The organism is Bradyrhizobium sp. Pha-3 (genome assembly GCF_042258615.1).
Lineage (GTDB): Bacteria > Pseudomonadota > Alphaproteobacteria > Rhizobiales > Xanthobacteraceae > Bradyrhizobium.
The window spans coordinates 4,557,638-4,584,377 of record NZ_CP170152.1 but is presented as its reverse complement, the minus strand read 5'-3'; the positions used below and the strand labels follow the sequence as shown (position 1 = coordinate 4,584,377).

Sequence of the window (26,740 nt, the reverse complement as noted above, 5' to 3'; positions counted from 1 at the left end):
CGAAGCGACGAAGCAATCCACACCGCGCAAGCGACCAGATGGATTGCTTCGCTTCGCTCGCAATGACGGTGGAGAGCCCCTACCCCGCCAGATAGCGCTCGTATTTACCGCCGACGACCTCGTCGGCGGTAACGGCCGGATCCAGCGTATAGAGATCCTGCGCGTAGCTGATGCCGCGCAGGACGAAGCGGCCGGTGGAGACCAGATAGTTGCGGCCGGCGGCGTCGAGACCGGTGCGGAAATCGGTCGAGGTCAGCAATTCGCGGTCGACCGAGGCGCACATCGAAGCAATTCGGCTGACCTCGTTGACGGCGGGCCCGACCACGGTGAAATCCAGCCGGTCCTCGCTGCCGATATTGCCGTAGAAGACCTCGCCGACATGGAGGCCGACATAGGCCGTGGTGGTCGGCCGGCCCTCGTTCTCGCGGCGATCGTTCAGCACGCGGATGTTATGGCGGAATCTGTGTTCGGCGCGCAGCGCCGCGCGCCTGGAGTTTGCCATGTTCTCGCTGGTGAACATCGCCAGCACGCCGTCGCCGATCAGTTTCAAGACCTCGCCGCCGGCATCATGGATCGCGTCAATCGAGGCCTGCGCGTAGTCGTTGAGGAACGGGATGATCTCGTCCGGGCCGATGCGCTCGCTGATCGCGGTCGAGCCACGCACGTCGGAATACCACAGCACGGCCTTGATCTTCTCGGTGATGCCGCGCTGCATGCGCCCGCGCAGCACCTGCTCCGCCGTCTCGCGGCCGAGATAGACCCGCCCGAGCGTGCGGGCGATCTCGACCTGGGCGGCCGATTTGATCGCGAGCCCGAGCACCGGCACCAGGTCGCGCAGCGCCGCCATATGGTTCTCGTCGAAGCCGTCCGAACGGCGGGTCGTGTAGTAGGAATAGAAGCAGTCCATCTCGCCGATCGTGCCGGCCTCGCCGAAGCGGTGCACGAAGGCGGCGAAATGCTTGTGGCCCTTCTCGGCAAGCTCGCCGATCATCGAGAAATCGTGCGTCTCGGCGAGATCGATGACCATCTCGTCATGGCCGTTTTCGAGCATGTGGTAGAACGCCGACCGCCGCCAGGTCTGGCTGGCCTCGCCGCTGCTGGTCGAGCCGTATTCGAAGATGTCGGCCTCGTTGCTCTCGCCGTCGTTCCAGCGGAAACCGCGTCCCTCGAAGATCGGATGCAGGGTGTCGATGAACACGATCGCCCGCGACAGCGGCATGCCGGCGGCCCGGCAGCGCTCGCAGAAACCGCGCAGCAGGTCGTTCTCCGGCAGGCCGGTCAGACCCTGGCGGACCAGCCAATTCATGAGGCGCAAACGGGGTGTCAGTTCCATAAACTGGATTATGCCGGGCAATTGGTGCGGGAGGAAGGGCTGGTCGTCGCGTGACAGATGCGGACGCTCGTCCGGCATTGCAAGCCGTCGCGCCGCATCATTTTCGGGCGGAACGACGCCGCCGAATGCCGGCGATTCCGCTTCCCTTTGCCCCGGCCTTCGCGCACAAGAGCCGCATGGAAAACGACGCTGGCCAGCAGAACCCGATCCGACGCCTCATGCGATGGGCGGTCACCCCGCCGCAATCCTATGGGGTCTATCTGGCCGGCATCATCCTGGTCTACGCCCTGTCGTTCTACGCCGGCACGATGAAGCCGAAGCACGCGCCCGCCCCGCCGGTCGCCGCGCCGTCCGCCCCGCATAGTTGATCAGGCCGGCTTGGTCTCCGACGTCGCGATCCAGATTCCGGCGAAGACCGCGATCAAACCGACGACCAGATTGGCCGTGATCGGCTCGCCGACCAGCTGCTTCGCCAGCAGCCCGGCGGCGATCGGATTGACCGTCATGGTGTTGGCGACACGGGTCGGCGAGGCCTGCTCGAGCGCCAGCACCCACAGGATGAAAGCCAGCGCGCCGCCGGCCATCCCGAGATAGAGCCCGGCGATCCACTGCGATGGGCCGAATTCGCGCAGCGTCGCCAGGCTGCCGGTGAACATCCCGACCGCCACGAGCGCCGCCGCGCCCGCGCCCATGCCCACCGTGAGGAAACCGAGCGCACTGGAGCGACGGATCAACGGTCGCGACAGCACGTTGTAGAAGGCCATGCAGAGCACCGCGGCGGCCATGATCAATTCGCCGCGCCAGGCACCCGCCGGCGCCGCCGACAGCCCGGACGCGAGCGCGGCGGCCACGCCGAGCACCGCAATCGAAACCCCGGCCGATTTGCGCATCGTCAGCGGCTCGATGCCGAGCAAGGCACCTACCACCATGGTGGAGAGCGGCAGCGTCGCCAGCGCAAGGCTGGCGCGCGCCGCCGTCGTGTACGACATCGCGATGTTGTAGAGCACGAAGAACACGCCGAAGAAGGCGATCCCGAGCGCCGCGACCGCAAGTAGGTCCTCGCGGCGCGGCCACTTCGCTCCAAGCAGGACCGCGGCGGGAAGCACGCAGAGGAAGCCGATCGCCCAGCGCAGGATCGCAAGCGTGATCGGGTCGGCATTGCCTGCCAGGTAACGCGTGATCGCCGCCGCGGTGCCGCCGAGGCAGCTCGAGATCAGTGCAATCGCAACGCCGATCCACTCGCCCATTCCGCCCCTCATGCGTTTCTTGCTCGCTTGTGGCATCTTGCCCGGCGAGATCATTCCGGCAACTACCTGGTAGGTATTCATGTCGCAGCAGCGCGATTTTGCAGCCAGCCTGCGCTGGTGGCGGCAGCGCAAGGGCCATTCGCAACTCGAGCTCGCCGGACGCGCGGATATCTCGCAGCGCCATCTGAGCTTCCTCGAGCTTGGCCGCGCCGCACCGAGCCGCGACATGGTGATCCGCCTCGCCGCGGCGCTCGACGTGCCGTTGCGCCAGCAGAACGCGCTGCTGGTCGCGGCCGGCTTCGCGCCGGTGTGGCGGCAAACCGATCTTGCCGCGCCTGAGCTCGCGCAAATCCGTTACGCGCTCGATTTCATATTGGCGCAGCAGGAGCCCTTCCCTGCGGTCGTGGTCGACCGGCACTGGAATCTGCTGCTCGCCAATGCAGGCGCCGGGCAGCTGGTGGAATTCCTGGTCGGGCCGCTGGTATCAGGCACAGCGGTCAATCTCGCCGATGCACTGGTCGCGCCCGGCGTGCTGCGGCCCTATCTCACCAACTGGACCGAAGTTGCGGGCTACTTCATCCGCAGCGTCGAGGCCGATGCCGCCGCCGACGGCACCACCGCGACGGCTGACTTGCTCAAGCGCCTGCTAGCCTATGACGGCGTCGAGGCTGCGTTGACCACGCCGCCTGCGGGGCCCGCGTCAGGACCGGTGCTGCCGATGCTGTTCCGCAAGGGCGACGTCCGATTGCAGCTGTTCACCACCATCGCGACACTGGGAACGCCCCAGGACGTCACCTTGCAGGAGCTGCGCATCGAGAGCTTCTTTCCTATGGACGACGCGACCGCGCAGATTTTTCGAGACTGGTCGAAAGCGCGCGGTCGCGAAGCCGCTCAGTCATAGAAGTCCGGCGACAGCTTCAGCCCGTCGCGCTGGGCCTTGTCGTGGTTGATCCAGAGCTGCGCCTTCTCCTTGGTCAGCGTGTCGGCGATCGTCTGCATCGAGGCCAGCGTCTGCTCCTTGCTGGCATTCAAGGCCGGCACGCGACGATTGTCCCAATTGTCCTTGAAGTGGACGGCATCGCCGGTCAGCACGACCGCGCCGGTCTTCGGCAAGTTCACCAGCAGCGACTGGTGGCCGGGCGTGTGGCCTGGCGTCGACAGGATGGTGACGCTGCCGTCGCCGAACACGTCGCGGTCGCCCTCGAGTTTCGTGACCGGGTGCTCCGGCTTGAAGCGCGGCGTATCGTTGGCGCCGGGCCAATCATACTCCGCCTTCTGCACATACAGCATCGCGGCTGGGAACATCTCGACATTGCCGATATGGTCGGGATGGGTATGCGAGACGGCGATCGCCTTGATGTCTGACGGCTTGACGCCGAGCTGGTCGAGCTGCGCGGCGAGCGTCTTCGGGCGACGCCAGGTGACCGCCTTGGGATCGGCAGGCGCAAGGCCGTTCGGCATCGCGGCCACCGCGTCGGGAATGCCGGTGTCCCACAGGAACCAGCCCCGCGCATGCTTGATCAGATAGCAATTGTCGACGAAGTCCATCGACTTGCCCTCATTGACGCCCGGCGACCAGCGTGAAATGTCGCCTGCAACGCCCTCGCCGCAATTGAGGATGTAGAGCCGCTCGACGCCTGATTTCGCCGGCTGTGCGTCTGCGCGCGGTGTCGCGCCCATGACCCAGAGCAACATTGCAAGACCGATAGCCTTCTTCACGTTGCCCTCCATTGATCGCGCCCGCTCAACGCGCGGCTGCAATGTGCCGTCTCATCGGTGGCCGTGGAAGACACGGACATGGGTCGATCGATCAATTGAACGCGAGTGAATCTTGCCGCCGCCGGCTACACCATTTCCGCCGGCGCCAGCCGGCAGGTCTCACTGCTGATCTCGACCTGTAAGGTCGCGTGATGGATGCTGAACCGCTCCGACAGTTCGGCGCACACCCGATGCAGGAAGACATCGTCATGCCCGCCGGGCCGCACCAGATGCGCGGTCAACGCGGTCTCGCTCGTGCTCATCGCCCAGATGTGTAAATCGTGCACCTCGGTGACGCCCTCGAGCGCGCCGAGATAGTCCCTCACCCGCTTGAGGTCGATCCCCCTCGGCACCGCGTCGAGCGCGAGGTTGACGCTGTCGCGAGCAAGCTCCCAGCCGCTCAGCAGCACCACCGCGGCAATGACGAGGCTGATCGCCGGATCGAGCCATTGCCAGCCGGTCGCCATGATCAGCAGCGCCGCAATCACGACGCCGAGCGAGACGCCCGCGTCCGCCGCCATGTGCAGATAGGCGCCGCGCACGTTGAGGTCGCTGTCGCGGCCGCGCATGAACATCAGCGCCGTGCCGCCATTGATCAGGATGCCGAGCGCCGCGACCCAGACCACTGTCCAGCTTGCGACCTCGGCCGGCTCGCGGAAGCGGTTGATCGCCTCGACCGCGATGCCGCCGACCGCGATCAACAACAGCCCGGCATTGAACAGTGCCGCCAGGATCGAGGCACGACGGTAGCCATAGGTGTGGGTGTCGGTCGGGCGCCTGCCGGCAAGCCACGCCCCGCCCCAGGCCAGCAGCAGCGCGATGACGTCGGAGAGATTGTGAACGGCGTCGGAAACCAGGGCCAGCGAGTTGGCGGAGTAACCGAAGATCAGCTCGGCGATGACAAAGGCGGTGTTCAGCGACGCGCCGACCGCAAAGGCGGTGCCGAAACTGTCCGGCGCGTGGCTGTGCCCGGCATGGGAATGCCCGGCGTGCGCGTGCCCGGCGTGGGAATGTCCGTGAGAATGACCGCTGTGGTCATGGTCGTGGTCGTGATTATGCGCCATGGCAACCGTCGCCCGATATCGTCGGCGACGGTTATAGCGCGGTGAAATGTGGATACTATCACACCGTGCGCTGAGCGCCCGTAGCCCGGATGGAGCGCAGCGCAATCCGGGACCACTGGTTGTTTGGCGCGAGATCCCGGATTTCGCGGAGCCTGTCATCGGGCGCGCATTCGCGCGACCCGTTGGCTTCATCCGGGCTACAATCGACTATTCCACGCCGCGATTGAACTTGTTCGACTTCGGCAGGCCATGGGCGAGCCGGCCGGCGTCGGCGCGGTTGCCGCGCCAGTCGGCCAGTTCCTTCAAGGTCATGCTGTGCTCGCGGCCGGCGGAATCCTTCCAGGTCAGGCCGGTCTTGGCATCGAACACCGCGACATCGGACAGCTCTGAGCTGCTGTATTTCTGCAGCCGAACGCCGCGGCCGCGCGCCATCTCCGGCACCTGGTCGAGACCGAACAGCACCATCTTGTGGTTGGTGCCGATCACCGCAACAGTGTCGCCGTTCACGGTCGTGATAGCACGGGCCTCGTTCGGCATCTCGACATTGAGCACCTGCTTGCCCTTGCGGGTATTGCCGACGCAGTCCTCTTCCTTGACGATGAAGCCCTGTCCCTCGCTGCTCGCGATCAGGAACTTGCGTTCGCCCTTATTGACGAACAGCGAGATGATCGCAGCGTCCTGCTCGAGGTCGATGAACATGCGGATCGGCTCGCCATGGCCGCGGCCGCCCGGCAGCTTGGCGACGTCGAGCGAGTAGAACTTGCCGTTAGTGGCGAACAGCAGCAGCTTCGAGGTGGTCTCGGCAAAGAACGAGTGCTCGAGCTTGTCGTCGGTCTTGAAGGCGAGCCCCGAGAGATCCTCGACGTGGCCCTTCAGCGTCCGCACCCAGCCCTTCTCTGATATCACGACCGTGCACGGCTCGCGCTCGACCAGCGCTTCCTCGATCGCGGCGAGGTCATGCTCGGGCGCGTCGGCGAAGGTGGTGCGGCGCTTGCCGAGCGGCGTCTTCGGCCCGAAGATATCGCGGACCTTGCGCACCTGATCGCTGACCTTGGCCCATTGCTCGGTCTCGGAGCCGAGCAGGCCCTCGATGCCCTTCAGCTCCTTGCGAAGATCCTTGTCCTCGGTGCGGATCTCCATCTCCTCCAGCCGGCGCAAATTGCGCAGGCGCATGTTGAGGATGGCATCGGCCTGGACGTCGGTGAGGTTGAAGGTCTTCATCAAGACCGGCTTCGGCTCGTCCTCGGTGCGGATGATCTTGATCACCTTGTCGAGGTTCAGATAGGCGACGAGGTGGCCGCCCAGCACTTCCAGACGGTGCTCGATCTGCGTCTTGCGGAAATTGGACCGGCGGACCAGCACGTCGCGCAGATGGTCGAGCCATTCGCGCAGGCACTCGGCGAGGCCGACCACCTTCGGGATGCGGCCCTTGATCAGCACGTTCAGATTCAGCGAGATCTTGCTTTCCAGCTCGGTCAGCCGGAACAGCGATTCCATCATCAGCGCCGGATCGACGGTGCGCGACTTCGGTTCGATGACGAAGCGGACGTCCTCCGCGGATTCATCGCGCACATCGCCGACCAGCGGCAACTTCTTCTGGTCGATGAGCTCCGAGATCTTCTCATGCATACGCGACTTCTGCACGAGCCAAGGGATTTCGGTGACGACGACCACCCAGGCGCCGCGGGCGCCCTCCTCCACCGACCAGCGCGCGCGGGTGCGGAACGAGCCGCGCCCCGTGGTGTAGGCCTCGATGATCGATTCCTTGGAATCGACGACGATGCCGCCGGTCGGGAAGTCCGGGCCCTTGACCCACTTCAGCAGCGCCTTCGACTTGGCGTCGGGCTTCTCGATCAGATGCAGCGCGGCATCGCAGAGTTCGGCGGCGTTGTGCGGCGGGATCGAGGTCGCCATGCCGACCGCGATGCCCTGCGCGCCGTTGGCGAGCAGGTTCGGGAAGCCGCCCGGCAGCACCACCGGCTCTTTCGTCTGACCGTCGTAGTTGAGGCGAAACTCGACCCCGTCCTCGTCGATGCCGTCGAGCAGGAGCCGCGCGACCTCGGTCATGCGGGCTTCGGTGTAGCGGTAGGCGGCCGGATTATCGCCGTCGATATTGCCGAAATTGCCCTGGCCGTCGACCAGCGGGTAGCGCGAGGAGAAATCCTGCGCGAGGCGCACCATGGCGTCATAGATCGCCTGGTCGCCATGCGGATGGAACGAGCCCATCACGTCGCCGACGATCTTGGCCGACTTCTTGAACGCCGCGCGCGGGTCGAGCCCGAGCAGGTCCATGCCATAGAGGATACGGCGATGCACCGGCTTCAGCCCGTCGCGGGCGTCCGGCAGCGCACGGTGCATGATGGTCGAGAGCGCATAGGCGAGATAGCGCTCCTCGAGCGCATCACGCAGCGGCACCTCGTGAATTTCGGCCGGCTTTTCCGGCGGTACCTGTCGTTTTCCCATGGGGAGGCGTTAAACCTTGGCGGTGAATCGGGCAAGCCGCGAATCACCGGGAATTTAGGGCCCGAATCGGCCTTACGGAACCGCCGTTCGGCTCCGCCGCCGGGTTACGGCGTTGATAAACCCGTCGCGGGCATCGGAATGGCCCTGCCCGCGGGGCTCCAGCACGTGGCGGAGCAGGAACAGGCCGGTGATCTGGAAACCGTCGCGCAGGTCCTGCTCCGACCAGCCGTTGGCGCTGCCCTCGCCTTCGCGCAGGAACGCCGGCAGCGGCAACAGCCGGTCGCGCCACGGCTCGCCGGCGGCGCGGGACACGGCGCCGCCGGATTTCGGCGACACATAGATCAGGTCGGTGGTCTCTCCGGTCGCCGCGCAGTTTTCCAGGTCGAGCCCGAAGCCGAGCTCGGTCAGCATGGCGAGCTCGAACCGGATCAGGTGCACGGCGGCGACGCCGGCATCGTCGAAATCGTCGAGCGTCCCCTGCAGCATCTCGTAGATGTCTTCATGCGGATCGCGCTCCGGCAGCAGCCGCGCCAGCGCCGCCAGATGCGTCACGCCATAGACCGCGTGCGACGCGGCGAGCAGCGTCGCCGCCCGCAGCCGCGTGCCCTCCAGCGTGTACATGCCGAGATGCTCGTCGAGCCGCGCCCGCCACACCGCGGTGACGCTGTTGCCGGGCTGCAGCAGCGGCCGCATCCGCGAGCTGGCGCCGCCGCGCACGAGGCCGAGATGACGGCCATGCTCGCGCGTCAAGAGCTCGACAATGGCGGAGGATTCGCCATGCCGCCGCACGCCCAGCACGATGCCTTCGTCGGTCCATTCCATGAAAGAGAGACTACAGGATTCCAGCGCGCCGCGCAGTCATCATACGCCGTCATTCCGACGGGCGGTGGCGCGTGCACAATTTCGGAATATTGGAATGATGACGCTGAGTTGCCCGACGTGTCAAGTTGCCTGGCCGAGCGCCCGCCGCCGCCGGCTACTTTGCATGGGGTTGTTTTGGATATTTTGGCAGCGCGCCCCTCCGACGGGCCGGCAAATTGAGCGTCGAATGGCCGGAGCAGCCCAGCAAGATCGGCTGGACCGGCATTCCGCACGTGACGCGGCCGCCTCAGGGCCGCATGATCCTGTCGCCCGCGCTTGGGGTCATTGTCGGTTTCATCATCTGGGCTGTCGTCGTCAGCGCGGTCGTGATCTTTCACGCCTGCCGTTCGTAGGTGACACCGCCCGTTACGCGTTGAACCAGCCCTGCGCGTCGCCGGTGAAGGAATAATACAGCCCGGCCGTGGTCAGGATGCAGGACACCACCTCGATGGCGCTGTCGAGCTCCAGGCCCTTCTCGCCGATCACCTGCACCAGCGAGATCACCGACAACACCAGCATCGCGCCCAGCGCCCAGCGCGGCCAGTTCTTGCGGTGCTGCGCGGCCAGCCGGACGAAATACACCAACAGGAGGATCATGCAGCCGGCGGTCAGCGTCTCGCCGGTGATCATCTGATCGGTCCTGACGTCGGTCGGCGTGCGGTCCTGGAACGCCACCGACAACGCGTCGAGCGTCAGCGACAGATAGAGCAGCACCTCAAACCACAGCACATTTCTGGGCACGTTCATTGCTTTGGGCACGCTCATTGCTCTGGGCACATTCAGGCGCCGGCTCATTCCTTGGGGAAGTCCAGTCCCATTTCCTTGTAGCGATCGGGATCGTCGCCCCAGTTCTCGCGCACCTTGACGAACAGGAACAGGTGCACGGGAACGCCCATGATCTCGGCGATCTCGGCACGCGCCTGCGCGCCGATCGACTTGATGGTGGCGCCGCCCTTGCCGAGCACGATCTTGCGCTGGCTCTCGCGCTCGACAAAGATCGTCTGCTCGATGCGGATCGACTTGTCCTTGCGGTCGGTCCAGCTGTCGGTCTCGACCGTCGACTGGTACGGCAATTCCTGATGCAGATGGCTGTAGATCTTCTCGCGCGTGATCTCGGCTGCCAGATGCCGCATCGGCGCATCCGACATCTGGTCCTCGGGATAGAGGAACGGTCCCGTCGGCACCAGCTTGGCCAGCGTCTCGCGCAGGTCGGCAACGCCGTCGCCCGACAGCGCCGAGATCATGAACGTGTGCTCGAAGCGCATCCGCTCGTTGGCGGCCTGCGCCAGCGCCAGCAGTTTCTCGCGCTGCACGAGGTCGACCTTGTTCAGCACCAGGATCTTCGGATGCGCGACGGTCTCGAGCTTGGCCAGGATCGCGTTGGCCTCCTCGTCGATGCCCGACTTCGCATCGAGCAGCACACAGACGAGATCGGCGTCGTGGGCGCCGCTCCAGGCGGTCGACACCATGGCGCGGTCGAGCCGGCGTCGCGGCGCGAAGATGCCGGGCGTGTCGACCAGGATGATCTGCGCGTTGTCCTCGATCACGATGCCGCGGATCAGCGCGCGCGTGGTCTGCACCTTGCGCGAAACGATGGTGACCTTGGAGCCCACCAGCGCGTTGACCAGCGTCGACTTGCCGACATTGGGCGCACCGATCAGCGCGACGAAGCCACAGCGCGTCGCTTCCCCCTGCCCTTTGGGTTCGTCAGTCATTGGTACCGACGCCTTCACGCTCGATCATCGCGGATGCTGCTGCTTTCTCGGCCGCGCGCTTGTTGCCGCCGAGGCCCTCGGCGGAGGCCAGGCCCGGCAGGTCGACCGCAACGCGGAATTGTGGATCGTGGTGCGGGCCGGTGCGTTCGACCTCGCGATAGACCGGCGTCGGCAATCCCTTGCCTTGGGCCCATTCCTGCAACACGGTCTTGGGATCGCGCAGCGGCCGGCGCAGCTTGTGCATCCGCTCGGTCCAGTTGCGCTCGACGAACTGGCGCGCGGCCTCGTAGCCGCCGTCGAGAAAGATCGCCCCGATCACCGCTTCGCAGATATCGCCGAGCACGGATTTGCGCAGCCGCGCGCCCTCGACCGCCTTCACCATGCCGAGCTTGATGTCCTCGAGCAGCCCGAGCGACTTGGCGACGTCGGCGCAGCTTTCCTTGCGCACGAGATCGGCGAGCCGCTTCGACAATTCGCCCTCGTCGGCCTTCGGGAACGCCCGGAACAGCATGTCGGACACGATCAGCCCGAGCACGTGGTCGCCGAGGAATTCCAGCCGCTGGTAGCTGTCGGCGCGGTTGCGGGTGGCGGGCTTCAGCGCGGAGACGTGGGTGAACGCGGTGGTCAGCAGCGCGGCATCCGAGAACGTATACCCGATACGCGCCTCGGTGCCGGCGATCGCGGCCTTCTCTTCGGCCGCCTTGGCGGCCTTGCTGCGCCGCTTCTTCGGCGCAGCCGTGCTTTCGGCGGCTGGCGGCTGGCTCGGCTCGCCGGTCGGCGCTTGATCGTTGATGGCTGCGGTATCGTCGTTCATCGCACGATGGAGAATAGGCGGTTCCACCGCACTGCGAACGGCCAGCGCCAGATCATCCAGGCCTGCTCGCCCTCGGCGATCGAGAAGAAGATCATCTGGGCCCGCCCGATGATGTTCTCGAACGGCACGTAGCCGACCTGCGACAGGAAGCGGCTGTCGGTGGAGTTGTCGCGGTTGTCGCCCATCATGAAGAAATGCCCGGGCGGAACGGTGTAGACGATGGTGTTGTCCATGTAGCTGTTGTCGGTGCAGTCGAGCGCCTCATAGCTGACGCCGTTCGGCAGCGTTTCCTTCCAGCGCTTGACCCGGGCGGTGGCATCGGCCGAGCCGCAGGGATCCTCGCCGACGAAATCGCTCAGTCGTTCGCGCTTGATCGGCTCATCATTGATGTAGAGCAGCCCGTTGCGGACCTCGATGCGGTCGCCCGGCAGTCCGATGACGCGCTTGATGTAGTCGGTGGAGTCATCCCGCGGCAGGCGGAACACCACGATGTCGCCGCGGTTCGGCTCCGAGCCGAAGATGCGCCCCGAGAAAATGTTCGGCGAGAACGGAATCGAATAGTGGCTATAGCCGTAGGAATATTTCGAGACGAACAGGTAGTCGCCGACCAGCAGCGTCGCCTTCATCGACCCCGAGGGGATGTTGAACGGCTGGAACAGGAAGGTGCGGATGACGAGCGCGATCAGAAGGGCATGGATGACGACGCGGATGGTCTCGCCCAAGCCGCTCTCAGATTTGGTCCCGGTGGTCGCGCTCATTGCTTTCCCAATTCCCGCGGGCCCTGATGCCCACGCGGTGGCAGAACGTTCTCTCCACGCGAAGCGTTCGACCCCCGCGTGAGGAAAATGGCCTTGATTCTGATCTTGAGGGCAAATTCCGGCCGGAACCTGGAATCCGCGTCTCGCTCGATACCCTGCGGCGTTTTAGACGGTTGTTTGCAGGGGCGCAATCAATCGCCGCCTCAAAACTTCGCAATTCATTGAAATGTCAATGATTTTTTAGTTTGCTGAAGATTTCTGGCAAATTCCGGCGCCGCGCGCTCATCTGGCGGCAGCAACCGCCGAAATTATGACGAAGGCTTGCGCCAGCGGCCAATCGTCCGTGATCGAAAGGTCGATCTGCGCCTGCATGCCCTCGGGCGTCAGCTCCTGCAGCCGGACCAGCGCCCCGCCGGTCAGCCGCATCGAGGGCCGTCCTCCGGGCAGGTTCACCACCCCCATGTCCTTCCACCACACCCCGCGCCGGATACCGGTGCCGAGCGCCTTGGAGCAGGCCTCCTTCGCGGCGAACCGCTTGGCGTAGGTTGCGACCACCATCTTCTCGCTGTTGGCACGGCGCATCGCCTTGGCGCGCTCGGCGTCGGTGAAGATCCGATCGAGGAATCGCTCGCCGTGGCGCTCGATCACTTTCGCAATCCGGGTGATATCGATCAGGTCGGAGCCAATGCCGATGATCATGCGCTGACGGCACCTTGCGCCCTGGCACGGCCGCGGTCCATTGCCGCACGCATCTCGCGTACCGTGGCGGCGATGCCGACGAACAGCGCCTCGCCCATCATGAAATAGCCGATGTTGAGCTCGCGGATTTCGGGCAGCGCGGAGATCGTCTCCGCGGTCTCGTAATCGAGCCCGTGGCCGGCATGGACCTCGAGCCCGGCCGCCTGCGCGAGCTTGGCGCCGGCGACGATGCGCTTCCACTCGGCCTCCGCCTTGTCGTTGTGGCCGTCGACCACGGCGTCGCACCAGCCGCCGGTGTGGATCTCGATCACGGGCGCCTTCAGCTGCGCGGCCATCTCGATCTGCCTGGGATCGGCGGCGATGAACAGCGAGACCCGGATGCCGGCATCATTGAGCCGCGCGATGAACGGCGCCAGCGCATTGTGCTGGCCGACCACGTCGAGGCCGCCTTCGGTGGTGAGCTCCTGGCGCCGTTCCGGCACCAGGCAAACCGCATGCGGCTTGGTGGCGAGCGAAATCCGCAGCATGTCGTCGGTCGCCGCCATCTCGAAATTCAGCGGCTTGGATATCTCGGCCTTGAGCCGCGCCATGTCCTCGTCGCGGATGTGCCGGCGATCCTCACGCAGATGCGCGGTGATGCCGTCGGCGCCGGCCGCGATCGCGGCAAGCGCCAGCCGCACCGGATCGGGCCGCGCGCCGCTCCGCGCATTGCGCAGGGTCGCGACGTGATCGACGTTAATACCGAGACGGAGTGGAGGAGCCTTCGACATGTCTCTAACCTGCAATTCTAGCCTGTCATGCGCGGGCATAGCCGCCCGAAGGACGGCGTCGCTTCCGCTCGCCGTTCGAAGGACGGCTTCGCTTCCGCTCGCCGTTCGAAGGACGGCTTCGCTTCCGCTCGCCTATGGCCCGCACATGCATCTTTACCCATTGACGCGCTCGACCCGTGCAACGACCGCCTTGGCGCGCAACTGCGCGATGATAGCGCTGAGATGCTTGAGGTCATAGACCTCAAGATCGATGGTCAGCTCCGTGAAGTCAGGCGATTGGCGCGACATGTGGATGTTGTCGATATTGCCGTCGTGCTCGGCGATCACGGTCGCGATCTGGGCGAGGCTGCCCGGCTCGTTGACATTGTGGACCAGGATGCGCGCGGGGAAACGCTGCGGCATGGTCTCGTCGATGTCCCAGCGCACGTCGAGCCAGCGCTCCGGCTCCTCCTCGAAATCCTTCAGCGCCGGCGACTGGATCGGATAGATCGTGATCCCCTCGCCCGCGGTCACGATGCCGACGATCCGATCGCCGGGCACGGCGCCGCCGTTGGGCGCGAACTTCACCGGCAGGTCGGAATTGATGCCGCGCACCGGGATCACCGAGGTGGCGCGCGCCGGATGCGGCGGGGTCTGCGTCTTCAGCTTGGCGGCGATCCCCTTCCTGGCGCCATAGCGCACCAGCCGCTCTTCCTTGTAGTCGGGATACATCGCGCGCGCGACGTCGGAGGCCTTGATCTCGCCGCGGCCGACCGACGCCATCACCTCCTCGATCGAGGTGCGTGCAAGCCGCGGCAACGCGCCCTTCAGCTTGTCGTCGGCATATTCGATCTTGGCGCGGGCAAACAGGCGGTCGACGATGCGGCGGCCGAGGCCGGCATACTGGTCGCGCACCGCATCGCGGGTGGCACGCCGGATCGCGGCGCGCGCCTTGCCGGTCCGGGCCAGCGCTTCCCAGGCCGATGGCGGCGCCGACTGCGCCTTCGAGGTCAGTACCTCGACCTCGTCGCCGTTCTGCAGCTCGGAGGACAGCGGCGCGAACTTGCCGTTGATCTTGCAGCCGACCGCGCTGTTGCCGACACCGGTGTGCACGGCATAGGCGAAATCGATCACGTTGGCGTTGCGCGGCAGCGCGATCAGCTTGCCCTTCGGCGTGAAACAGAACACCTGGTCGTGGAACAGCTCGAGCTTGGTGTGCTCGAGGAATTCCTCGGGATTGGAGCTCTCCGAAAGGATGCCGATGGTGTGGCGCAGCCAGGCGAAGGCGTTGGACTCGTGCTTCAGCCGTTCATGCGGCGAGCCCGCCCCTTCCTTGTAGAAGGCATGCGCGGCGATGCCGAACTCGGCGATCTGGTTCATCTCCTCGGTACGGATCTGCAGCTCGACGCGCTGCTTGCCCGGTCCGATCACGGTGGTGTGGATCGACCGGTAATCGTTCTGCTTCGGCGTCGAGATGTAGTCCTTGAAACGGCCCGGCACGACCGGCCAGGTGGTGTGGACAATGCCGAGCGCGCGATAGCAGGCGCCGACATCGTCGAGGATGACGCGGAAGCCGTAGATATCGGACAGCTGCTCGAAGCCGACCGACTTGCGCTCCATCTTGGTCCAGATCGAAAACGGCCGCTTGCGGCGGCCGAACACCCGCGCGGTGATGCCGTTCTTCTGCAGGTTCTTGGAGAGCTGGGTTTCGATCTCGCCGATCAGGTTGCGGTTGCGCTCGGCCAGTGAATCGAGCCGCTGCTTGACCACCGCATAGGCCTCGGGATCGAGCACGAAGAACGACAGGTCCTCCAGCTCCTCGCGCATCTCCTGCATACCCATGCGGCCGGCCAGCGGCGCATAGATATCCAGCGTCTCCTCGGCGATGCGGCGGCGCGAGGCCGGCGGCACGAATTCCAGCGTGCGCATGTTGTGCAGGCGGTCGGCGAGCTTGATCAGCAGCACGCGGACGTCGTCGGCGATCGCCAGCAGCAGCTTGCGCAAATTCTCGGCCTGCTTGGCCTCGCGCGACACCAGCTCCAGCCGCTTCAGCTTGGTCAGGCCCTCGACCAGCGCGCCGATCTCATGGCCGAACACATTGTCGATCTCGGCCCGCGTCGCCTCCGTGTCCTCGATCGTGTCGTGCAGCAGCGCCGCCACGATCGTGGCGTCGTCGAGCTTGAGGTTGGTGAGGATCGCGGCGACCTCGAGCGGATGCGAAAAATATGGATCGCCGGAGGCACGCGTCTGCGTGCCGTGCGCCTTCATGGCGTAGACGTAGGCGCGGTTGAGCAGGTCTTCGTTGGTGTCGGGGTTATAGGACCGGACGCGCTCGACAAGGTCATATTGTCGCATCATTCGGGTCCGCGACTTGGCCGGCCTCTCCGCCGTGGCCGACGCCGGCGCGACCGCGACCGTTTCGGTTGCAGCCTGCATCTGGATGGAACTGCGGCGTCGATACGCCATGAACTCGCTGCCTCTCGCGGGACCGGAACGTCCCTTCTTCCTCAATCTAGTGCGCTTTCGAACGAAGCAGCACCCCGCGCGGGCCTTGGAACCATTCAATTTCGCGCGCCCGCATAGGACGCACCGTAACAGCAAAATTGTCAACAAAAGCAAAGGCCCGGAGCAATGTCCGGGCCTTTGGCGAATTGATCCGAGATGCGGAGCCGAACGACGAGCCTACTCGTCTTCCTCGGGCTGCTCTTCCGGCGGCGCGAGGCCCTCGAGGCCCTTCAGCAGCTCTTCCTCGGTCATGCGTTCGACCGCGACCTCGGTGTCGTCGGCGTCGACGCTGGCACCGGCGGAACCGATCAGCGGCACAGTGTCCGGCTCGGGCTCGTCGACCTCGACGAACTTCTGCAGGGAGTGCACGAGTTCCTCTTTCAGGTCCTCCGGCGAGATCGTCGAATCGGCGATCTCCCGCAGCGAAACGACCGGGTTCTTGTCGTTGTCGCGATCAACCGTGAGTTGCGATCCCGACGAGATCATCCGGGCACGGTGCGCGGCCAACAGGACGAGGTCGAAACGATTGTCGACCTTATCAATGCAATCTTCGACGGTGACGCGAGCCATCTCGAGGCGCTCCGTGGTAAAAGGGACCGAACATGTTGGTTATGAGGGCTAGTTATAGGGCTAACCCCGGTTTCGCAAGGTAAAATTTGTGATTTGCCTTCCCAACAGGCTCTGATAACCCGGAGCATCAGGGCCAGAACGGCCGGAGCGTCTGACGACATGGCCAAGTTGCAGTCCCAGACAAGTAAATCTCTTCAATGTCAAAAGTCTACGCTTTTTGCCCTTGCCTCACCATAATTGCGGTGGTGACTGTCGTGGGGAAAGATTCACAGAACTTTAGGCAGCAGCGCCGGAAATTGCGCGCGGTTGATCACCGCCGCGCTAAGAACACTAACAACCACGCGAGAACACTTTGATGTCGTCACCTGTTTCCAACAAGATCGCGCTCTTCATCGATGGAGCCAATCTTTATGCAACCGCAAAGACGCTGGGCTTCGACATCGACTACAAGCGCCTCCTCAAGGAATTCCAGAGTCGCGGCACCCTGCTCCGTGCGTTCTACTACACCGCGATCATCGAGGATCAGGAGTATTCGTCGATCCGTCCGCTGATCGATTGGCTCGACTACAACGGCTACACCGTGGTCACCAAGGCGACCAAGGAATTCATCGACGCCAGCGGCCGCCGCAAGGTGAAGGGCAACATGGACATCGAGCTCGCCGTCGATGCCATGGAGCTGGCCGAGCACATCGACCAGATGATCCTGTTTTCCGGCGACGGCGACTTCCGCTCGCTAGTCGAAGCCGTGCAGCGCCGCGGCGTTCGGGTCACCGTCATCTCCACCATTGCGAGCCAGCCGCCGATGATCGCCGACGAGCTGCGCCGCCAGGCCGACGTCTTCACCGACCTCGTCGAGCTGCAATCCAAGCTTGGCCGCGATCCGTCCGAACGTCCGGCCCCGCGCGAACCGCGTCACCACTCGCCGCAATTCCTGCAGCGCGCGACCACGATGGCCCCCCGGGGAGCCGATGACGATTTCGACGAGTAATCTCGTCGCCGCACCCACGCGCCCCGACAGCAACTGTCAGCTCTGTGTCAGGCTGGCTGACTTTCGCGCGCAGGCTCGCGCGCTCCACCCGGACTGGTTCAACTCGCCGGTGGAATCGTTCGGCGATCCGAATGCGCGGCTGTTGATCGTCGGTCTCGCGCCGGGCATGCAGGGCGCCAACCGGACCGGCCGTCCCTTCACCGGCGATTACGCCGGCGATCTGCTCTACGCGACCTTGCTCGAATATGGTTTCGCCAGCGGCGTCTATCAGGCGCGGCCGGATGACGGCATGAAGCTGGTGGACTGCCGGATCAGCAACGCGGTGCGCTGCGTGCCGCCGCAAAACAAGCCGCTGCCGGCCGAGATCAACACCTGCCGGCAATTCCTCCGCGCCACCATCGCGACGATGCCGAAGCTGCGCGCGATCCTGCTGCTCGGCCGAATCGCACACGAATCAACGTTGAAGGCGCTGGATGTTCGTCTGGCTGCCGCGCCCTTTGTGCACGGCGCCGTGCATAGCGCAGGCACATTCAAGCTCTACGACAGCTACCACTGCTCGCGCTACAACACGAACACCGGCGTGCTGACGACCGACATGTTCCGCAAGGTCTTCGCGACTGTGCGCAAGGAGCTTGGCTAGAGCCTTCTCCCGGTATCCACTTCGCGAACCAGTATCCACTTTACTTGGAAGCGCTCTCATCTTTCCGCGGATTGGCCTGCAGCCATTCCAGCACGTCGCCGGCATTTCGGTCGGGCGGGAACACCGGATAGAACACGTGCGTGATGCGTGCATCGTCGATGATGAGCGCAAGCCGCTTGATCAGCGTCAGGCCCGCCACCGACATCGTCGGCAATCTCAGCGCGTGCGTCAGCTCCAGCGCTTCGTCCGACAGCACCGGGAACGGCAGGTGCAGGCGCGACGCCATCTCGGTCTGGTACGCATTGCTCTGCGTCGACAGCCCGAACACCTGGGCGGCGCCGGCCGCCTTCAGGTCGGCGAACAGGTCGCGGAAGGCGCAGGTCTGCGGCGTACAGCCGCGGGCCCCCGGGATCATGTCCCAATCGTCGACCAGCCCGATCTTGCCGGGCTCGCCGGTTCGCGGATAGGCGAACACCACGGTGCGGCCCTCGAGCGCCGACAGCGCCACCGAAGTGTCGTCGGTGGCGCGCAGCCTGACCGACGGGATCGTCATTCCGGTCAGATGCGCCGCGCCGCCATCGTCCGTGGGTGCCGGGATCTTGCTCCAGTCGACGTCGGTGAGGCTGCTCTGGTTCATCGGACCAATCTCCATCCGCCGTCGTCGTAGCGACGGCACTCGGAACGCCCTAGCCCCGCGCCCGCATCAGGCGGCCCTTCTCGCGGCCCCAGTCGCGCTTCTTCTCGGACTCGCGCTTGTCGTGCAGCTTCTTGCCCTTGGCGACGGCGAGCAGCAGTTTGGCACGGCCGCGTTCGTTGAAGTACAGCTTCAGCGGAATGAGCGTCATGCCCTCGCGGTCGACGGCCCCGAGCAGCTTGTTGATCTGTTTGCGATGCAGCAGGAGTTTTCGCGGCCGCTTCGGCTCGTGGTTGAAGCGGTTGGCCTGCAGATATTCCGGGATATTGGCGTTGATCAGCCAGATCTCGCCGTCCTTGGAATCCGCATAGGACTCCGCGATCGTGCTCTTGCCGCTGCGGATCGACTTCACCTCGGTGCCCGTCAGCGAAATGCCGGCCTCGACCGTATCCTCGATGGCGTAGTTGAAGCGGGCCTTTCGGTTTTCAGCGACAACCTTGATCGGACGTTCGTTCTTGTCAGCCACTTTAGCTCTTCTTGAGGAGGTCGCGGATTTCCGTCAGCAGCACGACCTCGTCGGACGGCTTCGGCGGCGCGGCGGGCTTGGCCTCATCCTTGCGCTTGAACTGGTTCATGGCGCGAATGACCATGAACAGCACGAAGGCGATGATCAGGAAGTTCAGCGTCAGCGTCAGGAAGTTGCCCCAGGCCAGCACCGCGCCCTGCTTCTTGGCGTCGGCCAGGTTGGTCGCAGTGACGGCCTTGGAAAGCCCGGTGAAATAGTTGGAGAAATCGAGTCCGCCCGTGATCGCGCCGATGATCGGCATGATGATGTCGCCGACCAGCGAGGTGACGATCGCGCCGAAGGCTGCACCGATAATGACGCCGACGGCGAGGTCGACGACATTGCCCTTCATGGCGAACTCACGGAATTCCTTCAGCATGCCCATCCCCTTCTCTTCGACATTGCGCACGGCATTGTTAACGGTGGTACCGACCTGGCTCAGTTGATTAGGCCTGCATGCACCATGGCGCTGCGGACAGCCTGGCGGGTCGATTCAGAGACCGGCACCATCGGCAGGCGCAGCTTCTCGTCCAGCTTGCCGAGCAGCGACATCGCATACTTCACCGGCGCCGGATTGCTCTCGATGAACAGGTTGGTGTGCAGCGGCATCAGCTTGTCGTGGATCTTTAGCGCGGTGGTGACGTCGCCCTTCTGCCAGGCGGTCTGGAACTCCGAGCACAGCCGCGGCGCGACATTCGAGGTCACCGAGATGCAGCCATGGCCGCCATGCGCCATGTAGCCGATGATGGTGGCGTCCTCGCCCGACAGTTGATTGAAGTCCTCGCCCATCGCGGCGCGCTGCTGCGACACCCGCACCATGCTCGCGGTCGCGTCCTTGACGCCGGCGATGTTCTTCAGCTCGAACAGCCGCGTCATGGTGTCCACGGACATGTCGATCACCGAGCGCGGCGGGATGTTGTAGATGATGATCGGAATGCCGATCGCATCGTTGATCGCCTTGAAGTGCTGGTACATGCCTTCCTGGGTCGGCTTGTTGTAGTACGGCGTCACGACCAGCACCGCATTGGCTCCCGCCTTCTCCGCGTGCTCGGCGAGTTCGATCGCCTCCTTGGTCGAATTCGAGCCGGCGCCGGCGATCACGGGCACCCGGCCCTTGGCCTCCTCGATGCACCACTCGACCACGCGCTTGTGCTCGTCATGGCTCAACGTCGGGCTCTCACCCGTCGTGCCGACCGGCACCAGGCCGTGCGTGCCCTCGGCGATCTGCCAGTTCACGAGGCCGCGGAACGCCGCCTCATCGACCGAGCCGTTTTTGAAGGGCGTCACCAAGGCAGTGAATGATCCCCGGAATTTTGTCTTGGCTGCCATGGACTTCCTCCAAACGCTTCAGGCTAAAGGCTAGGTCGACGGACCCTTGTTATTGTCGTGCTTCACGTCCGTGCAACCGGCACCCGGTTGATGCGAAACGCCATGAAAGGCAATTCATATCGGGTCTGACCGACAGGCGAAAGGGCCGTACCGAACCTATTCCCAGCCGGTTCCAGCCGCGATTTTGCCGTTGTGCTGGCGCAAACAGCCGCACCGTCAGGCTTCTTAGTATTTTGTCTACGTTTTCAATCAAATAAGAACCCATGGCCCAAACGACCAGATGATTCGGGGCCGCGGAGGACTTCTGTGATCCGTTCCGCCCGCGCAGGCACTTTGCGATCGACGGCGCTGGCGACGAGCCTCGCGCTCGTCGTCGGCTTGGCCGCCATCACGGCCGATGCATGGGCCGCCGAGGATGTTCCGGCCGCGAAGCCGGCTGCCCAAGACACGGCCTCCAAGACGGCGGCCCCGAAGACCGCGACTTCGAAGACCGCGACTTCGAAGACCGCGGCTTCCAAGAGCGAATCTTCCAAGACCGGCGCGTCCAAGACCGGCGCCTCGAAGCCGCATGCTTCAAAACCAGCCGCCGCCGCCAAGAACAGCGAAGCCAAGAGCAGCGCTGCCAATACGGACGCCGCCAAGCCGGCCTCTTCGAAGTCCGGCACGATCAAGACCGACAGCGCCAAGGCCGCGCCTCCCAAAACCGACGCTTCGAAGAGCGCCGCGTCAAAGAGCAGCACGTCCAAGACCACTACGACGAAGCCCACTGCGGCAAAGACCACCGCGTCGAAGCCCGCCTCTCCGGCTGCGACAGGAAGCCTGCCGAACAAGCCGGTGCCCGTGCGCGCCGCCGCCCCCGCGCTGGTTCCGGCGACCCGCCAGCATGCCGCGCCGATCGCACGCAAGCCGGTGCTGCCCGCGGCCGTGGCCGCGACATCGTCGACGTCGCAGTCCGACAAGGAGGCGCTTGCAAGCGTCGTCGAGCTGCTGCGCAAGCGCAGGCCGGCGGACGCCACCGAGGCAGAGGCCTCGATCTCCGATCCGGTGGCGCGCAAGCTTGCCGAATGGCTGATCCTGCGCAGCGAGGACAATGGCGCCTCGGTCGAGCGCTACCGCGCCTTCCTTGACGCTAATCCGAGCTGGCCCTCGCAGACCTTCCTGCGCCGCCGCATCGAGGCCTCGCTATGGGACGACCATCGCGACGATTCCGCGGTGTGGGCCTGGTTCCAGAATGAATCGCCGGTTTCGGCCAAGGGCCGGCTCGCGCTCGCCAAGGTGATGATCGGACGCGGTGACCGCGGCAATGCCGAGCGGCTGGTGCGCGAGGCCTGGCGCAACGACCCGATGAGCGAGGACACCGAAACCACCGCGCTCGACCTGTTTGGCTCGTTCCTGACCGCCGGCGACCACAAGGCGCGCATGGACACCATGCTCTACGGCACCGACAACGAGGCCGCCGGCATCCGCGCGGCCAGGCGTCTCGGCTCCGGCTATCTGGCGCTTGCCAAGGCGCGCATCGCGGCCAACCGCAAGGGCTCGAACCTGCGCGCGCTGCTCGAAGAGGTGCCGCGCGAGCTCTCCGGTGACACCGGCTATTTGTTCGCCAAGATCCAGCTGCTCCGCCGCGAGGAGAAGTTCAGCGAAGCCGCGCAGCTGATGCTGAGCGCGCCGAAGGACGCCGCGCGGCTCTACAACGTCGACGAATGGTGGGTCGAGCGGCGCCTGCTGGCGCGCAAGATGATCGACGTCAATGAATTTCGCACCGCCTATCTGATCGCGCGCGACGCGGCGCTGCCCGCCCGCGACATCTACAAGACCGAGCAGGAATTCACCTCGGGCTGGATCGCGCTGCGCTTTCTCAACGATCCCGCCCTCGCCGCCCAGCACTTCGCGCGGATCGGCGTCGGCAGTGCCAACCCGACCGCGCTGGCGCGCGCCGGCTATTGGCAGGGCCGCGCCGCGGAAGCCGCCGGCCGCGGCCAGGAGGCGCGCGCCGCCTACGCACGCGCAGCCGAGCAGTCGACCAGCTATTACGGCCAGCTCGCGCGTGCCAAGCTCGGGCTGCCGCAGATCGAATTGAACAGCGCGCCGCGCGGCCGCGGCGCCGACCGGCTGGAAATCGTGCGCGCGGTCGGGCTGCTCTATGAAATCGACGCGCGCGAGCTCGCAATCCCGATCTTCGGCGACATGGGCGACAATGGCGATCCGGAAGCGCTGGCCGGCCTCGGCGAGCTCACCGCGCGCCACGGCGATGCCCGTGGCATGCTGCTGATGGGCAAGGCCGCGCTCAATCGCGGACTGCCGTTCGACCACTACGCCTACCCAGTGAACGGCATTCCCTCGTTCCGCCAGGTCGGACCGGAGGTCGAGCAGAGCGTCGTCTATGCGATTGCGCGCCAGGAGAGCGCGTTCAATCCGGCGGTGGTGTCGCCGGCCCAGGCCTACGGGTTGATGCAGGTGACGCCGGACGCCGGACGCTATGTCTGCAAGCGCGCCGGCATCGGCTTCGACCTCAACCGGATGAAGACCGACCCGGTCTACAACGCGATGCTCGGCGCGGCCGAGCTCGGCGGCTTGCTCGAGGACTATCGCGGCTCATACATCCTGACCTTCGCCGCCTACAATGCCGGCCGCGGCAGCGTGCGGAAGTGGATCGAGCGCTATGGCGACCCGCGCGATCCCAAGGTCGACGCGGTCGACTGGGTCGAGCTGATTCCGTTCTCGGAGACGCGGAACTACGTCCAGCGGATCATGGAGAACCTGCAGGTCTACCGCGCCCGCTTCGGCGGCGGCACCAGATTGCAGATCGACGCCGACCTGCGCCGCGGCGCCAGCGTGGAATGAGCCGGCGCGGCCGGTTTTCAACAGCCTTGAGACGGGCGGCTGTCGGCTCCGCCCAAATCTCGACATAACATATTGTTATATCTCGAGTTTCCTGCATTCACCCGAGCCATCGCACCGAAATCGGCGCACGATATAAAGGCTCAGTGCCCGCTCCCGGGCCGCCACCGGCGGAGCTGCCACCAAATCACCTTGCCGCAAACTGAATCTGCCGCTTGCGGCTTAGCGCCCTCTCGGGCATATCGGCGCCATTGGAGACGTGGCCGAGTGGCTGAAGGCGGCGGTTTGCTAAACCGTTATAGGCTTGTAAAGGCCTATCGAGGGTTCGAATCCCTCCGTCTCCGCCAGCCAGCCTTTGGATCTTGACCAGGACGACCGGGGACAGCGTCCGCAGATCGGCTGCCGCTGATAGCCCACCCAACCCGATTCCATGGTTCGCCAGCCGCCAAAGCCCCCTTGGCTTGAACCGGTCGTCACCTCCGCGTGAACGAAACACAATTCCCGGCGCGTTGAAGCGAGCGCGAAACAAACCGCGCGCAGCCTCGCTGTGTGTTTTCATCACCTGATTATTTCCGGAGCAAAGCCATGCAGCAGGACAGTGGCATTCAATTCCAGGATATCGACCAGGTTTTGCGTAACGCCCAGCTTCGCCGATCCGCCGATTTGGCTCCCTTGTTACGGCAGCGCCTCTCATCCAAGGCAGGCAGGCTCGTCATCGCGACTTCGCTGGCTTGCATGGTTGTTGTGCTGGCGATCGCTGCCGCCCCACGGCCCGTCGCGAGCGCTGCGCTTGGCAGCGATTGGCAATGCAGCAAGGCAGCGTTTGTCTGGACGACCTGTCGCCAAACCGATCCAGCGCGCTCATAGCAAGCGGCCTCGTCGTTGAAGGAACGTTGCCCTCGGCCCGGCGTTGCGTAGGCGGCGACGGCACGCTCGCGAGGGCAACCGGTCCCCTCGTCGACCGATCGATGTCGACGCAATGCCGCAACATCGCGAGCAACATGTCCTTTGCGAGCCAAGCTCCCATGAACAAGCGCAGGCAAACCTATTTTCGCAATTCGCTGGATCTGCGCGACAAGGTCCAGGTCAAAATATTGAGGAAGCGCCTCAAGGTCTCCGATCAACAGTTTGCTTCAATCGTTCGAAAATCGGGTCCCTCGATTGCCGCCATCACCAAGGAAGCGAAGGTGACCTGATCCAACAGCTCGAAGGGATCGGACGGTCGCGACGTCAATTGGCTGGCGAAACCATCTGGCCGGCGACACCGTAGCTGGACAGCCGGCCGCATTCTTCCATTTTGGTCCTGTGGGCCGGCTGAGGCCGTTCGGTCTGTCCCAGTCACGGACGGCCTCACTTTTGAATTTCATCGATGAATTCCGTCCACGGCTAGGCGATCGATCAACGAACCTTGAGGCTTGAGGTGATCGTGGCGGCTGGCGTAGCCACGGAGCCGGATGAGGGTTAGAGCCGAGGTGGAAGTCGCGGCTTCCCCTCGGCTTGATTATTTGGCATCAAATAATCATCAAGCCCGCACGAAGTATCCGCTGGCTGGTCGAGATCGCGCTGAAGGCGAAGAAACAAGATGGATGGCCCGAGTCGCGCTCCCAGGTTAGCGATCTGCTTCGCACTGGCCATTGTCCTGCCTGCTGCTCAGACGCCGCCAACAGTGCCCTCGCGGGACGCGCGCCGTGTGGTTGACAGGGAATGTCGCGATGTCTTGCCCGCGCAGGCAAAGCTACGGGCATGCCTCAACTTGCTGAGCGATCGACGACTCTCTACTGCCTATATTGCGCCGATCAACGGCGAGATATCGAGCACCTTCCAAAGCCTTCGGGACTACGACAACGCCATCAAATACAAGAAGATCGAAATTGAACGCGCGCAGAGCGCGGCAAAGCAACCTGCTTCTTCGGCCGAAGCACTTCCTGCAAGTTTCGGCGCGATGTCTCAACGGTACACGGAGCTCGGAACACTCCAGGCGCTCAATCGCCTGGCCAACATCGACAGTCAATCGGATGAAGCGCGCCGAGGCGCCACTGAGGAGCAAAGCAACTACACCCTGGCGCTTCAGTACAACCCGATGAACTACAGGGCATATCGATACCGGGCTGACATTCACAGCCTGTTCTGCGATAGCGCGTCTGCCTCTCAGGACATGGAGGCAGCGGTCAGGTTTGCTGAACAATCCGGAGATCAGAATGCCGCTCGAGACTACAGGCGGGTCGCGCTAAGCGCCTGCATTCCGGCTTGGCACCGAGAATAGTCTGCGAGACCCATCAGCCTTTCGCCACCGGTGGCATTCCCCACGTCAGCCCCGCCCCGACCGTATTCTTACGGACCCGCTCCTGGCAGGCGACTTGCGATGCGTCCGTGAATAGTTCGGCGCCAGCTGTTCTCGGTGTACCGAACTCGGACATCAGGAGCACGCAGATGAACATGCATCATCGTTTTGAGACAGCTCGCGCAAGCACCGGACGAGAGTCGACGCTCAGGAAGATGCTGTCCGATCTTGTCCTGACCTGCCAGCAGATCGAAGCCGACATTGCGGCCGAAGAAGCGCGCGCGGGAATTCATGACCGATCGGACAGAAGGTATCCGATCTTGGCAAGATCGCTCAATGAGCGGCACGACAATCTCAAGGGAACCATCGCCATGCTCGAAAGGCGTGTCACTGAGCGATCTCAGCCCAAGTTGGTCACCGGCGCAGCATAGCGCGATCCTTTGACCAACCTCGTGTTGGATGGAAGACGGCATCCCGCCGTCCCCGCCAGGCAAAGGGGCCCGAGAGAAGCCGGCCCCTGCCGCCACACTGCACCCGAAGCACTGCCGCCTGCCTTGTTTGGGCAGGCAGCGTGATCGACGTGGTGGAGCTGCGGCGGCGTCAGCCGCTACCACGCGTGGATGGATCGAGATTGCGGTTCTCGCCTGGCGGGATCGGTCCGAAGCCGGGATACCTGTACCCGCCAGGCATGACCACCTCTTCGCTCGGACGAATGATGAGGTGCTGGCGCACGCGCCGGTGATGCGCAGTGGCCGCGTCGGCACCCGCACCCCACAGGATCACAAGAGGCAACGTCAAGACCAAGGCAACACGCATCGCGATCACTCCGTTTCACCGAACAAGTGACCGCCGACCGCGGCGTTCTATTCTGCCCCGGTCATTCACATGTGATCAAAACCGCGAGATCGCGAATCCGTAACTCGCGC

The 26,740-nt window shown here is 64.5% G+C and carries 29 protein-coding genes and 1 tRNA gene; 11 read left to right on the top strand and 19 right to left on the bottom strand.

Features of this window, described 5'->3' with window-relative positions; genetic code table 11:
- Window positions 1-79: 79 nt before the first annotated feature.
- On the bottom strand, window positions 80-1,333 hold the full coding sequence (locus ACE10Z_RS21770) for an adenylate/guanylate cyclase domain-containing protein (protein ID WP_375789711.1): 1,254 nt from the start codon (window positions 1,331-1,333) through the stop codon (window positions 80-82).
- Between the two features lie 176 nt (window positions 1,334-1,509).
- Here ACE10Z_RS21770 and ACE10Z_RS21765 point away from each other — a divergent pair, with 176 nt between their 5' ends.
- Window positions 1,510-1,701, top strand: a complete 192-nt coding sequence (locus ACE10Z_RS21765) for a hypothetical protein (RefSeq protein ID WP_375789710.1) — start codon at window positions 1,510-1,512, stop codon at window positions 1,699-1,701.
- Here ACE10Z_RS21765 and ACE10Z_RS21760 read toward each other — a convergent pair whose 3' ends face one another.
- Complete coding sequence (locus ACE10Z_RS21760; RefSeq protein WP_375789709.1) at window positions 1,702-2,580, bottom strand: DMT family transporter; 879 nt, start codon at window positions 2,578-2,580, stop codon at window positions 1,702-1,704.
- 79 nt (window positions 2,581-2,659) lie between these two features.
- Between ACE10Z_RS21760 and ACE10Z_RS21755 the strand changes: the two genes are divergently transcribed.
- Window positions 2,660-3,481 (top strand): helix-turn-helix domain-containing protein, encoded by an 822-nt coding sequence (locus ACE10Z_RS21755; RefSeq protein WP_375789708.1) that lies wholly within the window; start codon window positions 2,660-2,662, stop codon window positions 3,479-3,481.
- Here ACE10Z_RS21755 and ACE10Z_RS21750 read toward each other — a convergent pair.
- From ACE10Z_RS21750 to recO, 4 genes are all read right to left on the bottom strand, one after another.
- On the bottom strand, window positions 3,472-4,275 hold the full coding sequence (locus ACE10Z_RS21750; RefSeq protein ID WP_375789891.1) for an N-acyl homoserine lactonase family protein: 804 nt from the start codon (window positions 4,273-4,275) through the stop codon (window positions 3,472-3,474). The two genes, ACE10Z_RS21755 and ACE10Z_RS21750, sit on opposite strands and share 10 nt — an antisense overlap.
- Before the next feature lie 149 nt (window positions 4,276-4,424).
- Window positions 4,425-5,402, bottom strand: a complete 978-nt coding sequence (locus ACE10Z_RS21745) for a cation diffusion facilitator family transporter (RefSeq protein WP_375789707.1) — start codon at window positions 5,400-5,402, stop codon at window positions 4,425-4,427.
- A gap of 207 nt (window positions 5,403-5,609) precedes the next feature.
- Window positions 5,610-7,865 (bottom strand): DNA topoisomerase IV subunit A, encoded by a 2,256-nt coding sequence (parC, locus tag ACE10Z_RS21740; protein ID WP_375789706.1) that lies wholly within the window; start codon window positions 7,863-7,865, stop codon window positions 5,610-5,612.
- A 72-nt stretch (window positions 7,866-7,937) separates the two neighbouring features.
- A complete protein-coding gene (gene recO / locus ACE10Z_RS21735) occupies window positions 7,938-8,687 on the bottom strand; it encodes a DNA repair protein RecO (protein WP_375789705.1) in 750 nt (249 codons plus the stop codon).
- 215 nt (window positions 8,688-8,902) lie between these two features.
- On the opposite strand from recO, the gene ACE10Z_RS21730 reads away from it, so the two are divergent.
- Window positions 8,903-9,079: a hypothetical protein gene (locus tag ACE10Z_RS21730; RefSeq protein ID WP_375789704.1), complete on the top strand. Its 177-nt coding sequence runs from the start codon at window positions 8,903-8,905 to the stop codon at window positions 9,077-9,079.
- A gap of 13 nt (window positions 9,080-9,092) precedes the next feature.
- On the opposite strand, the gene ACE10Z_RS21725 is transcribed toward ACE10Z_RS21730, so the two are convergent.
- From ACE10Z_RS21725 to rpoZ, 8 genes are all read right to left on the bottom strand, one after another.
- Window positions 9,093-9,473, bottom strand: a complete 381-nt coding sequence (locus ACE10Z_RS21725; RefSeq protein WP_092114758.1) for a hypothetical protein — start codon at window positions 9,471-9,473, stop codon at window positions 9,093-9,095.
- Between the two features lie 44 nt (window positions 9,474-9,517).
- Window positions 9,518-10,441, bottom strand: a complete 924-nt coding sequence (gene era / locus ACE10Z_RS21720) for a GTPase Era (RefSeq protein ID WP_375789703.1) — start codon at window positions 10,439-10,441, stop codon at window positions 9,518-9,520.
- Window positions 10,434-11,255 (bottom strand): ribonuclease III, encoded by an 822-nt coding sequence (gene rnc, locus ACE10Z_RS21715; protein ID WP_375789702.1) that lies wholly within the window; start codon window positions 11,253-11,255, stop codon window positions 10,434-10,436. The genes era and rnc overlap by 8 nt, the downstream gene beginning before the upstream one ends.
- The gene (gene lepB, locus ACE10Z_RS21710) at window positions 11,252-12,013 is read right to left on the bottom strand and encodes a signal peptidase I (RefSeq protein WP_375789701.1); all 762 of its coding nucleotides are present in this window, start codon (window positions 12,011-12,013) and stop codon (window positions 11,252-11,254) included. The genes rnc and lepB overlap by 4 nt, the downstream gene beginning before the upstream one ends.
- A 282-nt stretch (window positions 12,014-12,295) precedes the next feature.
- Window positions 12,296-12,712, bottom strand: a complete 417-nt coding sequence (gene acpS / locus ACE10Z_RS21705) for a holo-ACP synthase (RefSeq protein ID WP_375789700.1) — start codon at window positions 12,710-12,712, stop codon at window positions 12,296-12,298.
- Window positions 12,709-13,482, bottom strand: coding sequence for a pyridoxine 5'-phosphate synthase (locus ACE10Z_RS21700; protein ID WP_375789699.1), 774 nt, complete (start codon window positions 13,480-13,482; stop codon window positions 12,709-12,711). The genes acpS and ACE10Z_RS21700 overlap by 4 nt, the downstream gene beginning before the upstream one ends.
- Window positions 13,483-13,635: 153 nt before the next feature.
- Window positions 13,636-15,927, bottom strand: coding sequence for a RelA/SpoT family protein (locus tag ACE10Z_RS21695; protein WP_375789698.1), 2,292 nt, complete (start codon window positions 15,925-15,927; stop codon window positions 13,636-13,638).
- 216 nt (window positions 15,928-16,143) lie between these two features.
- Complete coding sequence (gene rpoZ, locus ACE10Z_RS21690; protein WP_016844003.1) at window positions 16,144-16,536, bottom strand: DNA-directed RNA polymerase subunit omega; 393 nt, start codon at window positions 16,534-16,536, stop codon at window positions 16,144-16,146.
- 355 nt (window positions 16,537-16,891) lie between these two features.
- Between rpoZ and ACE10Z_RS21685 the strand changes: the two genes are divergently transcribed.
- Both ACE10Z_RS21685 and ACE10Z_RS21680 read left to right on the top strand, forming a co-directional pair.
- Window positions 16,892-17,524 carry an NYN domain-containing protein gene (locus ACE10Z_RS21685; protein ID WP_016844002.1) on the top strand — a complete coding sequence of 211 codons (633 nt, stop codon included), beginning with the start codon at window positions 16,892-16,894 and terminating at the stop codon, window positions 17,522-17,524.
- Window positions 17,505-18,164, top strand: coding sequence for a uracil-DNA glycosylase (locus ACE10Z_RS21680; RefSeq protein WP_375789697.1), 660 nt, complete (start codon window positions 17,505-17,507; stop codon window positions 18,162-18,164). The genes ACE10Z_RS21685 and ACE10Z_RS21680 overlap by 20 nt, the downstream gene beginning before the upstream one ends.
- Before the next feature lie 40 nt (window positions 18,165-18,204).
- Here ACE10Z_RS21680 and ACE10Z_RS21675 read toward each other — a convergent pair whose 3' ends face one another.
- The 5 genes from ACE10Z_RS21675 to ACE10Z_RS21655 all read right to left on the bottom strand — a co-directional run bounded on the left by ACE10Z_RS21675 (window position 18,205) and on the right by ACE10Z_RS21655 (window position 21,522).
- Window positions 18,205-18,801: a peroxiredoxin gene (locus ACE10Z_RS21675; RefSeq protein WP_176530896.1), complete on the bottom strand. Its 597-nt coding sequence runs from the start codon at window positions 18,799-18,801 to the stop codon at window positions 18,205-18,207.
- Between the two features lie 49 nt (window positions 18,802-18,850).
- Entirely contained in the window at window positions 18,851-19,324 is a 474-nt protein-coding gene (gene smpB / locus ACE10Z_RS21670; protein WP_097673428.1) for an SsrA-binding protein SmpB, read from the bottom strand.
- Between the two features lies 1 nt (window position 19,325).
- Complete coding sequence (gene mscL, locus ACE10Z_RS21665) at window positions 19,326-19,742, bottom strand: large conductance mechanosensitive channel protein MscL (RefSeq protein WP_375789890.1); 417 nt, start codon at window positions 19,740-19,742, stop codon at window positions 19,326-19,328.
- A gap of 59 nt (window positions 19,743-19,801) precedes the next feature.
- On the bottom strand, window positions 19,802-20,692 hold the full coding sequence (gene dapA / locus ACE10Z_RS21660) for a 4-hydroxy-tetrahydrodipicolinate synthase (RefSeq protein WP_375789696.1): 891 nt from the start codon (window positions 20,690-20,692) through the stop codon (window positions 19,802-19,804).
- A gap of 245 nt (window positions 20,693-20,937) precedes the next feature.
- Window positions 20,938-21,522: a hypothetical protein gene (locus ACE10Z_RS21655; protein ID WP_375789695.1), complete on the bottom strand. Its 585-nt coding sequence runs from the start codon at window positions 21,520-21,522 to the stop codon at window positions 20,938-20,940.
- A gap of 10 nt (window positions 21,523-21,532) precedes the next feature.
- Here ACE10Z_RS21655 and ACE10Z_RS21650 point away from each other — a divergent pair, with 10 nt between their 5' ends.
- From ACE10Z_RS21650 to ACE10Z_RS21625, 6 genes are all read left to right on the top strand, one after another.
- Window positions 21,533-23,536, top strand: a complete 2,004-nt coding sequence (locus ACE10Z_RS21650) for a lytic transglycosylase domain-containing protein (protein ID WP_375789694.1) — start codon at window positions 21,533-21,535, stop codon at window positions 23,534-23,536.
- A 250-nt stretch (window positions 23,537-23,786) separates the two neighbouring features.
- A tRNA-Ser gene (locus ACE10Z_RS21645) sits at window positions 23,787-23,880 on the top strand.
- 238 nt (window positions 23,881-24,118) lie between these two features.
- Window positions 24,119-24,400: a hypothetical protein gene (locus tag ACE10Z_RS21640; RefSeq protein ID WP_375789693.1), complete on the top strand. Its 282-nt coding sequence runs from the start codon at window positions 24,119-24,121 to the stop codon at window positions 24,398-24,400.
- The gene (locus ACE10Z_RS21635) at window positions 24,340-24,729 is read left to right on the top strand and encodes a DUF3606 domain-containing protein (RefSeq protein ID WP_375789692.1); all 390 of its coding nucleotides are present in this window, start codon (window positions 24,340-24,342) and stop codon (window positions 24,727-24,729) included. The genes ACE10Z_RS21640 and ACE10Z_RS21635 overlap by 61 nt, the downstream gene beginning before the upstream one ends.
- Before the next feature lie 494 nt (window positions 24,730-25,223).
- On the top strand, window positions 25,224-25,796 hold the full coding sequence (locus ACE10Z_RS21630; protein ID WP_375789691.1) for a hypothetical protein: 573 nt from the start codon (window positions 25,224-25,226) through the stop codon (window positions 25,794-25,796).
- Window positions 25,797-25,963: 167 nt separating this feature from the next.
- Window positions 25,964-26,245: a hypothetical protein gene (locus ACE10Z_RS21625; protein WP_375789690.1), complete on the top strand. Its 282-nt coding sequence runs from the start codon at window positions 25,964-25,966 to the stop codon at window positions 26,243-26,245.
- The last annotated feature ends 495 nt before the right edge of the window (window positions 26,246-26,740 follow it).